Origin of the sequence: Acidisphaera sp. S103, from assembly GCF_009765975.1 — a bacterium.
Taxonomy (GTDB): domain Bacteria; phylum Pseudomonadota; class Alphaproteobacteria; order Acetobacterales; family Acetobacteraceae; genus Rhodopila.
This window is the reverse complement of sequence record NZ_LMUJ01000082.1, coordinates 10,727-21,663: the sequence shown is the minus strand read 5'-3', so window position 1 is coordinate 21,663 and position 10,937 is coordinate 10,727. Positions and strand designations below refer to the sequence as shown.

Annotated in this window: 14 protein-coding genes; 5 read left to right on the top strand and 9 right to left on the bottom strand. The window is 62.9% G+C overall.

All coding sequences use genetic code 11. The features are described 5' to 3' along the window. Together GSQ89_RS27540 and GSQ89_RS27535 are read right to left on the bottom strand one after the other, a co-directional pair. Positions 1–477, bottom strand: a 477-nt coding sequence (locus GSQ89_RS27540) for an SDR family NAD(P)-dependent oxidoreductase (protein WP_158931325.1), incomplete at its 3' end; no start/stop codon positions are given. Positions 478–642: 165 nt separating this feature from the next. Continuing rightward, positions 643–1,341, bottom strand: coding sequence for an SDR family oxidoreductase (locus GSQ89_RS27535; protein WP_158931323.1), 699 nt, complete (start codon positions 1,339–1,341; stop codon positions 643–645). A 91-nt stretch (positions 1,342–1,432) separates the two neighbouring features. On the opposite strand from GSQ89_RS27535, the gene GSQ89_RS27530 reads away from it, so the two are divergent. Further along, positions 1,433–2,395, top strand: coding sequence for a hypothetical protein (locus GSQ89_RS27530; RefSeq protein ID WP_158931321.1), 963 nt, complete (start codon positions 1,433–1,435; stop codon positions 2,393–2,395). Between the two features lie 207 nt (positions 2,396–2,602). Here GSQ89_RS27530 and GSQ89_RS38775 read toward each other — a convergent pair whose 3' ends face one another. Together GSQ89_RS38775 and GSQ89_RS27525 are read right to left on the bottom strand one after the other, a co-directional pair. After that, the gene (locus GSQ89_RS38775; RefSeq protein ID WP_216856433.1) at positions 2,603–2,749 is read right to left on the bottom strand and encodes a hypothetical protein; all 147 of its coding nucleotides are present in this window, start codon (positions 2,747–2,749) and stop codon (positions 2,603–2,605) included. A gap of 18 nt (positions 2,750–2,767) precedes the next feature. Next, positions 2,768–3,142 (bottom strand): GxxExxY protein, encoded by a 375-nt coding sequence (locus tag GSQ89_RS27525; RefSeq protein WP_158931319.1) that lies wholly within the window; start codon positions 3,140–3,142, stop codon positions 2,768–2,770. Between the two features lie 6 nt (positions 3,143–3,148). Between GSQ89_RS27525 and GSQ89_RS27520 the strand changes: the two genes are divergently transcribed. Together GSQ89_RS27520 and GSQ89_RS27515 are read left to right on the top strand one after the other, a co-directional pair. Next, on the top strand, positions 3,149–3,952 hold the full coding sequence (locus GSQ89_RS27520) for a hypothetical protein (RefSeq protein WP_158931317.1): 804 nt from the start codon (positions 3,149–3,151) through the stop codon (positions 3,950–3,952). A 10-nt stretch (positions 3,953–3,962) separates the two neighbouring features. Continuing rightward, positions 3,963–4,937, top strand: coding sequence for an SPFH domain-containing protein (locus tag GSQ89_RS27515; protein ID WP_216856432.1), 975 nt, complete (start codon positions 3,963–3,965; stop codon positions 4,935–4,937). A 9-nt stretch (positions 4,938–4,946) separates the two neighbouring features. On the opposite strand, the gene GSQ89_RS27510 is transcribed toward GSQ89_RS27515, so the two are convergent. The 3 genes from GSQ89_RS27510 to GSQ89_RS27500 all read right to left on the bottom strand — a co-directional run bounded on the left by GSQ89_RS27510 (position 4,947) and on the right by GSQ89_RS27500 (position 7,695). Next, on the bottom strand, positions 4,947–5,933 hold the full coding sequence (locus tag GSQ89_RS27510) for an NADPH:quinone reductase (protein WP_158931315.1): 987 nt from the start codon (positions 5,931–5,933) through the stop codon (positions 4,947–4,949). Positions 5,934–6,134: 201 nt separating this feature from the next. Beyond that, positions 6,135–6,752: an NIPSNAP family protein gene (locus tag GSQ89_RS27505; protein ID WP_158931313.1), complete on the bottom strand. Its 618-nt coding sequence runs from the start codon at positions 6,750–6,752 to the stop codon at positions 6,135–6,137. A gap of 367 nt (positions 6,753–7,119) precedes the next feature. Beyond that, positions 7,120–7,695: a fasciclin domain-containing protein gene (locus GSQ89_RS27500; protein ID WP_158931311.1), complete on the bottom strand. Its 576-nt coding sequence runs from the start codon at positions 7,693–7,695 to the stop codon at positions 7,120–7,122. Positions 7,696–7,846: 151 nt separating this feature from the next. Here GSQ89_RS27500 and GSQ89_RS27495 point away from each other — a divergent pair, with 151 nt between their 5' ends. Together GSQ89_RS27495 and GSQ89_RS27490 are read left to right on the top strand one after the other, a co-directional pair. Continuing rightward, positions 7,847–8,566, top strand: coding sequence for a DUF1028 domain-containing protein (locus tag GSQ89_RS27495; RefSeq protein ID WP_158931309.1), 720 nt, complete (start codon positions 7,847–7,849; stop codon positions 8,564–8,566). Between the two features lie 153 nt (positions 8,567–8,719). Further along, positions 8,720–8,881 carry a hypothetical protein gene (locus GSQ89_RS27490; RefSeq protein ID WP_158931307.1) on the top strand — a complete coding sequence of 54 codons (162 nt, stop codon included), beginning with the start codon at positions 8,720–8,722 and terminating at the stop codon, positions 8,879–8,881. 169 nt (positions 8,882–9,050) lie between these two features. Here the strand turns inward: GSQ89_RS27490 and GSQ89_RS27485 are convergent, their stop codons facing one another. Continuing rightward, positions 9,051–10,208 carry a right-handed parallel beta-helix repeat-containing protein gene (locus GSQ89_RS27485; protein WP_158931305.1) on the bottom strand — a complete coding sequence of 386 codons (1,158 nt, stop codon included), beginning with the start codon at positions 10,206–10,208 and terminating at the stop codon, positions 9,051–9,053. A 115-nt stretch (positions 10,209–10,323) separates the two neighbouring features. Then, positions 10,324–10,937 (bottom strand): ATP-binding cassette domain-containing protein (locus tag GSQ89_RS27480; RefSeq protein WP_158931303.1); only part of this gene is annotated, 614 nt, incomplete at its 5' end.

Here is a 10,937-nt window from a genome sequence, read left to right as displayed (position 1 = left end):
GGCGTGCTTGCCGCCGGCGAACGCCGAGTAGCCGGACCCGCCTCGCACACTGGCGGTGGCGCCGGTGAACAGGATCGTGCCGCGTCCCCTGGGAACCATGACCTTGGCGGCTTCCCGCCCGGCCAGGAAGCCGGACAGGGCGCACATCTCCCACACCTTGGTGTAGACCCGCGTGGTGGTCTCACGGATCGAAAAGCGGACATTGCCGCCGATGTTGAACGATACGACCTCGATCGGACCGATCTCCCGTTCGATGGTCGCGAACAAATTGGTCACTTCGTCTTCGCGGCGGGCATCACTGCCAAAGGCTCGGGCTTTGCCGCCTTCCTGTTCGATTCGGTTGACCAGGCCGGCCAATTTGTCGCCGTGGCGGCGGGTGACACAGGCGAAAAAACCCTCACGCGCGAAACGGCGGGCAATGGCGCCGCCGGTCGCGTCTCCGGCACCGATGACCAGGGCGACTTTGGTTTCCGGCATGGACGGGTTCTCCCGATCGTTATAGCTTTAAGATATCATAATAAAAGTTATAGGTCGAAATCGGCGTCTGTCAATCGGTGGGATGCGTGGCCCGATGCGTTCTGCAGAATGGCGAGCCGCCGGTCCCATGCCCGGCGGTCTCGCTTATCCCTTGGTTTTGTTTCGCTACCAGGGCAATTCCTCGCCGGTGTAGGACAGGAACCGGTGCTGGTGGGCGCCGGTTTGTGCTTCGAGCACCGCGACGACGCCGGCCGCGCTGTCCTCCACCGAAACCGCCGCGGCCTGTCCGCCCATATCGGTCCGCACCCAGCCCGGATGCAGCGACACCAGTGTCAGGTTCCGGCCGCTCAGTTCGCCCCACAGTCCGCGCGCCAGCGAGTTCAGTGCCGCCTTGCTCGCCCGGTACAATTCGTGCCCACCGGGGTTCACCGCCACGCTGCCCATGACCGACGACGTGAACGCGACCACGCCGGAACCCGGCCGCACATGGTCCGCGAGCGATCGAGCCAGGCGCACCGGCGCGATGGCGTTGGTGAACATCAGGGCGCCGGTTTCCTCGGCCGTCGCTTTGCTCGCGCTGCGATGATCTGGGCCGGAGACACCGGCATTGACCAACACCGCATCCAGCATTTTGCCGCCCAGCGTTCCGGCAAACCCGTCCAGGTCGGCGGGGTTATTGATATCCAGCCGTGGGATCGATACGCGTCCCGGATGCGATGCGGCGAGTGCGTGTAGGGCCGCCGCTTTGTCCGGTTGGCGCGCGGTTGCGATCACATCCCAGCCGTGTGCCAGGAACTCCTTCGTCACGCCGAGCCCGATGCCACGATTGGCGCCGACGACAAGCGCGAGGCGAGATTCAGCCATTATTCTATCCTTCCGAGAGTGGCGGCCTGATCGCATGAGGCGAATAGGTGAAAGATGGTAACATGGGTCGTCGAACAGGGCAGGGCAACCGATGAGTGCGTCAGGCAGGCAGACCGATGGCATGGTCAACAAGGGGTTCATCGTGAACCGTCCCGACGCCGGTGCGCCGGGACGCGGCGGCCGGACGTTTATCGTGACCGGCCTGCATCGGTCGGGGACCAGCCTGGTCGCATCCGTCCTGCGGCAGGTGGGCATCTTCATGGGGACCGAGATCAACGATCTTGTCCATGAAGACGAGGGGATCGCGAAAATCCTTATGGCCCGGGATTTCGCCTCGCTGACGCGGCTGATCCGGGAGCGGGACGCGGCCTATGGCACCTGGGGGTTCAAGTTTCCCATGCTGGCCAAGCCGCTGAAGCCCGCCGATCTTGCTCGGTTCAGCGATCCGCACATTATTGTTCCGTTTCGCGATCCGGTGTCGATCGCGGTACGAAAATCGCTGTCTGAATATCAGGATTCGATGCGGGCGCTGCGGATCGCGGTGGAGGAGCAGGCCGCAATGGTGGCGTTTGTCGAGCAGCTTCGATGCCCGTCGTTATTGCTCAGCTATGAGAAGTCGTTGGTGTTTCCGGGCGATTTTATCGATGCGATCTTGCAATTCTGCGGGTTGCCGCGCAGCGATGCGTTGCGTGATCGGCTGGTTGGCCTGATCGAGCCCAATCGCCAGGATTACATTGCCCAGGTGCGGCGAAATTACGGTGGAGTGATCGATGGCGTGAGCGAGGGGTTTCTCCACGGGTGGTGCTGCCTGACCGCCGTGGTTGAGCCGGTGGCGCTTCAGTTGTTCGTGGACGACCGGCCGGTCTTGGCTTTCCGAGCGGATTTGTTTCGGCAGGATTTGCTGGATGCGGGGTTCGGGACGGGCCATCACGGGTTTGCCATCGATCTGGGTAAGCTTCAGGTGCGGCCGGATGCGGTTATTCGGATCAGGGTGGCTGAGCAGGAAATCGAGCTGGATCATAGCGGGCGTCGTCTTGCTGATTATGGGGGGTAGGTGTGTGGCCGTGCCGGGCCGTTGTGGTTGGTGCTGTGCTTAAGAAAAGTAATCAAGCGCACACAGAGTTACACTGAGTTGGCACAGAGTTACACTGAGCAGATGTTTGGCTGGCCAGGCTAGATTTCGTTGTTTCGGAGGATGATTTATACTCGGTGTAACTCTGTGTGCGCTTGATTACTCTGGTGAGACACGAAAACCTGTTATTCAGAGATTCCGGGCGGCCGGTTTGACTGCCGTTTCCACCGGAGCTGACGGTTTTGCTTTATGCAGCCTCTCGATGATGGTCTCGTGGGGGATGATTCCGCCGATCGCCACTGCGCAGAACTGCCCGGTTGGCTGTTGGATGGTCATAATGGGCTCGGGCCGGCCTTACAGGACCCGGCGCCGGATGCCTTCCTTCAGCGATGTCGTGTTGAAGTTCAGCAGAAGGACGACGCGGCAGCAGCTCAGGCGCAGATAGGTCAGAAGCTGAGCTTCATGCACGAATAGGATGTGCTCCACCGATTTGAGTTCCAGCAGCACATCATTTCGCACAATGAGATCGGCGCGGTAGCCGCAGCCGAGTTGCTCGCCGTCATAGGTCACGGGCAGGTCGACCTGGCGGGCGTAGGGCAGGCCGTTGCGGTCGAACTCGTGGCAGAGGCAGCGTTCGTAGATGCTTTCGATCAGGCCGGGACCGAGTGCGGTGTGGACGCGCATCGCCAGTCCGATGATCTGGTGGGTTAGGGTAGGGTCGTGGGTCATCTTGGTATGATCGCGGCGAGTTGTTTACGGAGTGTTAATGGCGGTTTCTGTTTCTTGGTCCGGGGGGATTTAGTAATCAAGCGCACACAGAGTTGCACTGAGTTGGCACAGAGTTTCACAGAGTGCCGGGTTTTGAGTGGCTGCTTGTTGTTTATGGAGATGACGCTGGCTTGTGGCGAGGGAAGCCACCTTGGTTCGGAGCCGGAAGCGGCGGCCTGGATGGTGTCAACCGTGTCGGTCGGGTGGGGAAGGGCCCAAAACGAACTGGCACGTTGGGTCATTGCGGCGCATCGGCAAAACGGCGACACTCGCCTGGAAAGCCGGCCACACGGGAAACGCCGAACGAGGAATTCACCGATGCAATGGGCTTTTCTCGTCCTTGCCGCGCTGGCGGCACTGATCGAGCTGAATACCGGCACCTTTTACCTTGCCGGCGTGGCCGCCGCTGCCCTTCTGACCACCCTGATCGGCTTCTGGCTGCGCGATGACTGGCTGATTTTCGTGTTTCTGCTGCTGTGCGCGTTGCTGACCGTTGCCGTGATGCTGTTCCGGCGGAACGGGTCGCACGGCACGGGGCTGGTTGATTTCGACATCGGTCAGGTTGTGTCGGTATGCGGGATTTCGCCGCATGGACATCGTCTGACCGTTACTTATCGTGGTGTGAACTGGGAAGCGGTGACGGACGACGGCTCCGTTCTCGTACCCGGCGATACCGCCGTCATTGTGCGCAAGACCGACAAGCTTCTGCACCTGGCCTTGCCACCCGACGCCGCGGCGCCGACACAGGCAGCCGCCGAAAACGATATTTGAGGAAGACATCATGCCAAACGAGTCACTGATGACGTTTGTTCCTGTGCTTTTGCTGCTGTTGTTCGCGTTTGCCATCCTGCGGTCGACGATGCGCATCGTGCCGCAGCAGCAATCCTGGATCGTCGAGCGGCTCGGTCGTTTCCATCGCGACCTGTCGCCGGGATTGAACGTCCTGGTGCCGTTCATGGACCGCGTAGCCTATCGTTTCGATCTGCGTGAGGTGCCATTCGAGGTGGCGCCGCAGGTCTGCATCTCGCTGGACAACACCACGCTGACCGTCGATGGGTTCCTGTATCTGCAGATTACCGATGCGGTGAAGGCGGCCTATGGATCGAGCAATCCGATGGTCGCGGCGATGCAGTTGGCGCAGACCAGCATGCGTTCGGAGATCGGCAAGTTGCATCTGGATCAGGCGTTGTCGTCTCGGCAGATGCTGAATGCCGCGGTCGCCGGGGCGGTGGAGGAAGCCGCGACCAACTGGGGCATCAAGGTCCTGCGCTACGAGATCAAGGACGTGACGCCGCCGCAGGAGATTCTGCGCGCGATGGAGTTGCAGATCACCGCGGAGCGTGAAAAGCGCGCGACCATCGCCAAGTCGGAAGGCCAGCGCCAGCAGCAGATCAATACTTCGGAGGGTCAGCAGCGGCAGGAGATCAACCTTGCCGACGGGCGGCGGCAGGCGGAGATCCTGCGTGCCGAGGGCGAGGCCAAGGCGATCGCGCTGGTCGCCGAGGCGACCGCCGACGCCATTCGCGCCATCGCCACGGCGGCGGTGGTCGAAGGCGGCATCGAGGCGCTGCAGATGCAGGTCGCCAAGAGCTTCATCGACCAGTGGGGTAATCTCGCCAAGGCGGGGACGACGATGATCGTCCCGGCCGATCTGGGTAATATCGGCGGGTTGGTGGGAACCGCGCTGGGGATCGTGCGGGGCAGTTCGATCGGGCCAGGGGCGGCGCCACGGGCATCGGTGCCGACGTCACGCTGACGATAGGTTTTATCGGGCGCAGGCCACCACGACGGTGCCGACCTTGCCGCCGGATTCTACCGACAGATGCGCGGCCGCGGTTTGGTACAGTGGGAACTCACCCGCCACCGACAGGATGCGGTTCGGGGTCCGGATGAAGGCGGCGATGTCCAACTGTGCCCGCTTGCGCGTGGCATGGGGACTGGTCGGCAGCACAAAGCCGCGCACCGTCAGGTTCTTTCCCATCAGCGCCCGCAGATTGATCTTCGGTTCGAGTGCGCCGTTGCTGGCGTAGTAGGCGATGCTGCCGTTTTCCCGCACCGATCCCAGTACCGCCGCAAGGTTTCCGCCCAGATCGACATCGACCACGTGATCGACGCCGGCGCCGCGTGTGATCTCGGCTACGCGGGCGGCGACGTCTTCGGTGCGGTAGTTGATCGTGTGGGCGGCGCCCCCGGCCGTTGCGCGTTGTGCCTTGTCATCCGAACTGACGGTGGCGATGACCTGGGCCCCGGCCCAGGCGGCGAGTTGCACCGCGTAGTGGCCTACGGCGCCGGCACCGCCGGTCACCAGCACGGTCTTTCCCTGCACAGGGCCGGCGGCGAATACGCAGCCGTGTGCGGTCATGCCGGGGATGCCGAGGGTGGCGGCCTCGGCGAAGGAGACGTGGTCGGGGAGTTCGGTCACGAGATCGGCGTCCAGGGCGATGTATTCCGCCGCGGTGCCCATCCAGCGTCCGTTGCGCTGGCCGTTGTACAGCCAGACCCGCTTGCCGACCCAGCGCGCGGGAACGCCGTCGCCGACTTTGTCCACCACACCGGCGCCATCGCTGTTGGGGATCACTCTGGGATACTCGGCTGGCACGGCGCCGCGCCGGCGGTAGGTGTCCGAGGGATTCACGCCGGACGCTTCCAGGCGGACCCGGACCTGGCCGGTCCCCGGTTCGGGCGTCGGCAATTCGCCGGTGACGATGACCTCGTTTGCCGGTCCCTGCCGGTCGTACCAAACGGCGCGCATGTCTTTCTCCTCCGTATTGTTGGGGGGATCGTAGAGAAATGCGGGTTCCCCGTCATGTGGGCAGGGTGCCGAGGCGTGGGGGATCTGTTTGTTGATTCCGGCATTTTGACGGACGCACAGCGCAACGAAGCGATCGTTGGCGGGAAGCACCCGTTGGCAGGTTTACCCAACGCCTGGAAACCAGGCGTTGGGATCGGACCGTTAGCGGATCGGCGAGAAAGCCGATGGCATGACCAGGGCGTTTTCCTGCTTCACCACGACGCCCGGGGGATTCCGAGCGGGCCATTGACCACCGGCGGTGGCGGCGGCGCGGGCGCTGAAACGCTCGTTCGCGTCCTTATAGGCCCAGATGTGGACCCATTTGTTCAACGCGCCGAATTCCGAGTACCAGCCGCCGACGAAGGGCGAAATTTTCGCCCGGCCCTCGATCTTGTCCGTCCAGCGCTCGATCAGCCCGGGGATGGCTCCGGCGACCAGCGTGTACTGGCGGATTTCGAACAGCGGGCCGACCTGACGGGGTTCCAGGGCGGGGGAGAACGGCGCCGGCAGGAACACTTCGCTCTGCTGGGCGGTGACGAATTCGCGGATCGCCGGCGGCCAGCCGGTTTCTTTCGAGGCAGCGGCGCGGACCGCGGTGCGGTGCTCGAAACTGTCATAGGCCCAGACATGGATGATCTGGTTCAACGGCCCGATTTCGGTGTGCCAGAAGGCTGCCAGCTTCGAGTGCTTTTCGCGGACGGGCAGTGCTTCGCCGAAGCGTTTCTCCACCTCGGCGAGGGTGCCGGGTTGCAGCGTGTAGGTGCGCATTTCGATAATCATCGATGTCCTCCCTTTTCTCCAGCGGATAGGTTAGAACATGTTCCGGCGGCAGGGAATGGCGGGCCCCAGGCCGTTGCGGTTTCCGCCGGTTTTGGGAAGGAGTCACGATGTGCGGCGTGTCACCATCAGGATCATAGTGGCTGCCATGGCGACGGTGGCGGTGGCCGGCTGCGACACGGCAGGTGCGCCGCCCGGGGCGCCCGGTTCGGCGACCGTGTCCATGCACGGCAGCGTTGGAACCAGTTTTGGCGTTTTCTCGCACTGAGGCTGGGCCGTTTTCGAATCGATCGTAAATGGCCTGATGCGGAACGTTCCGCCTTGCGCGATCGTGGTCAGGAGGCGGGACCGAAGCCCCGCCGTCCGTGTGTCAGTTCGGCAGCAGGACCGTGTTGATCACGTGGATGACGCCATTCGACTGATTCACGTTCGAAATCGTCACTTCGGCGACACCACTCTTCTCGCCGCTGATGAACAATTTCATTCCGTTCTCACTGACCGTCAGCGGGTCGCCTTCGACGGTCTTCAAGGTCGCCTTGCCACCACCGGCCTTCACCATTTTCATCAGGTCGGCCGCGGTATAGTCGCCGGATACCACGTGGTAGGTCAGGATTTTCACCAGCGTCGCCTTGTTTTCCGGCTTCAGCAGCGTATCCACCGTGCCCGCCGGCAGTTTGGCGAACGCTTCGTTGGTCGGTGCGAAGACGGTGAACGGGCCTTTGCCCTCCAGCGTCTCGACCAGGCCGGCTGCCTTGACCGCGGCCACCAGGGTCGTGTGGTCTTTCGAGTTCACGGCGTTTTCGATGATATTCTTGGACGGATACATCGCCGCGCCGCCGACCATGACGGTATTGGGTGCCATTGTGCCTTGGGCGAAGGCCGGCACCGTGGCAAGTCCGCTGACCGCGAGGCCTGCAAGCAGTAAAGTAACAACACGCGTTGACATGAGAATTCCTCTCGGAAAAGCATCGTCTGGTTGGATGCGTTGTCTTTACGGTCACTTGCCGGCGGCAGATCAATCGCTCACGAAAAAATGTGGCGCCGTGTTCAAGGTGGGGCTGCATCGGTATGCTGGACGCGTTGCAAGGGGCACCGTCATGACCTGGTCGATCGTCGCGCATGATCCGAATTCCGATGCGTTCGCCGTTGCCGTCGCCACGCGGGCGTTCGCCGTGGGGGCATCCTGTCCGTTCGTGCGGGCGGGCGTTGGCGCGGTGTCCACGCAGTCGATGACCAACCGCTATCTGGGTCCCGCGATACTGGACGCGATGGCCAGGGGCCTGCCGCCCGCGGCGGCGATCGAGGGCGCGCTGGCCGGCGATGAGGGACGCGGCATCCGCCAGGTCCATGCGGTGGACCGCGCCGGCCGCACCGCCGCTTGGACCGGCGGGAACTGCGTCGCGTGGTGTGGCAGCGTGTCTGCCGGCGGGGTCAGTGTCGCCGGCAACATGCTGGCTGGGGAGGTGGTTGTTTCGGCGACGCTGGCGCGTTGGAAAGCCGACCGGGACATGCCGATGCCGGACCGGCTGATGCTGGCGATGGAGGCGGGCGAGGCGGCGGGCGGCGACCGGCGCGGCAAGCAGTCCGCGGCGATGATGATGGTCACGACTGAGGATTTTCCCGATCTGAACCTGCGCGTTGATGACCATGCCGAACCGCTTCAGGAACTGCGGCGGTTGTTGTCGGTCTGGAAGGTGGAGGGCGTGCCTCGGTTGGGGATCGCGCCTTCGAAGGCTAATCCGTCGGGGCTGACCGATCTGGATGCGATCGAGGCTGGCTGGATCGCTCGGGGGTTGGATCTGCGGTTCCGGCGGTAGGGTGGGGACTGTCGTCTTGGCGACGTTGGGGGATGGCTGTTTCGGATTCGCGGGCCTTGAGCGGTTTGTGGGTGCCGGTGGTTAGGAAGTAATCAAGCGCACACAGAGTTGCACTGAGTTTGCACAGAGTTTCACAGAGAAGATATTTACGCGGTGCTGTTCCTTGTTTTGGTTTTTCGCTTGGTGGCTGGGCGGAATGCCATGGCTATGGCGGCAGCGATGCTTCGCGTGTTTGCATTGTTGGCTGCCGTACCGATGGTGGCTTTCCATGTGATCGGCGACGGCGAAGCAGGGGATTGGGCGCTACCGAGTTAATTTCTTCTCCTTGAAACACCGCGTCATTCTTGATTGCTTTGTTGCCGACGGCACCGGTCGATCGCGCGTGGTCCGTTCGGGCGAAGCAGCGTGATGCCAACTGATCATGCCGAGCGAACTACTGATTTTGGTGTCGCCTTTGTCTCGCGGCTTTGGTCGAGATAGTGCGTCACCCTGCCGCGCAGGATCGGATCCTGAACAGGCGCATGCCCCTGCGCCACCACACCGCGATCGACAGGGTTCGCACCATCGCCATGCTCAGACTGGCCAGCAGCAGCACGGTGACGCCGGATGGTTCGGGAACACCATACCCTGGCGAAGTATCGAGTGTTGGCCCGGGACCCGGCAGGAAGACGTTGTTCGATACGATGTCGAATGGTGGCCCATTCTGGTCGTAGAACAGGTTGGAGGGGGGGATGGCGTACAGCGTGTTGTCGGCGATCGTTGCCGGAATGGAGTCGTTGTTCGGGTCCAGGGTCTGGTTGAAAACCGCGACCGCGGCCGGACCGTAGTCGTTGATGAAGATATTATCGCCGACGTACAGGCTGCTGTCCGGATAGGTGCCTTCCCCGCCGAAGTGGACCATGTAGTCGTTGACCGCCGATGCCCCTTTCTCGATGACGTTGCCGGTCACCGTGTCGATCCCGCCATCGGCGAGATCGATGCTGTAGCTGGTTTGCGCCGTCGGGCCGTCCTGGATGCGGTTGTTGGTGATGATGTTTGTAAACGCCCGGGATTTGATCTCGTGGCCGCCCAGCGCGTCGTGGAAATAGCTGTTGCTGACGGTCAGTTGGGTGACGGCGCCGATATAGATGTTGTGGTCGAAACCATATCGATCGCTTGTCGACGGCGCACCGTTGTTGTCGATCTCCGAATTGGCGATGGTGACGTACATGCCGTTCGTGCTGGCGGCGTCGGCGCCACCGGTGAGGATTCCATCCTCATTGCCGTGAATCCAGGAATTCAGGACGGTCAGTGAATCGTTCCCTGTTTCGAACAGGATGCCGGCGCCATTGCTGGGGCCGGTCGGGTTCAATGCCGACGGATCGTTGTTGGCGCCGGTTATGTCGAGGCCGGAGATGGTCAGGTTGACGTTGTCGTCGCCCGGCACGTTCAGGATGGCTCGGCCGTTCGGCGGGTCGGGCTGTGGGTTGGAGAGCACCGCCAGGCCGCCGACCGAATCGATCGTCAGGCTGTGCGTGATGTCGGGGAAGTTCTCGACATAGGTTCCCGCCGGAACCAGAAGCACGTCGTTGGCCGACGAACCGGTGATCGCCGCGCTCAAGGTCGCGTAATCGGCGCCACTGGTTGAATCGATGATGGTCATGCACGCGGTCTCCGGCCCGCGAAGCATGTTCGTTGCCCTGTGCTTCGCTCACGTTATCTTGAGCACGGCGCGCGCCGCCGGCAATCCCGTTTGCCGATCGAACCGGACCTTTTGGTCAGCCGGCCGCGGCAAGTGCCTCCCGTTGCATCTCCAGGGCCAGCCATTGTTCCTCGGCCTTGGCCAGGGAGGTTTCGGCGGCATGCAGCGCCTTCGTCGCGGCGGCGAATTGAGCCTGCTGTTTCACGTACAGGTCGGGATCGGCCAGCACCGCATTCAACCGCACGATCTCCTGTTCCAGGGCGGCGATACGACCGGGCAGGGTTTCCAGCGCGTGCTTGTCTTTGAAACTTAATTTTCGGGCGACCGGCTTGCTGACCGCGTCGTCACGAGACCCGCGCGACCGCCCGCCGGACACGCCCGTCGCCGCCTTCGCCGGTCCGCGCTGCAACAGCATGTCGGAATAGCCGCCGGCATATTCGATCCAATGCCCATCGCCTTCCGTGGCGATCACCGAGGTCACCACGCGATCCAGGAAGTCGCGGTCATGGCTGACCAGCAGCACGGTGCCGGCGTATTCGGCGAGCCGTTCCTGCAGCAGTTCCAGCGTTTCGAGGTCCAGATCGTTGGTCGGTTCGTCCAGCACCATCAGGTTGGACGGCGTGGCGAAGGCTCGGGCCAGGGTCAGCCGGCCGCGTTCGCCGCCCGACAGGACACCGACGGGCGTGTTTG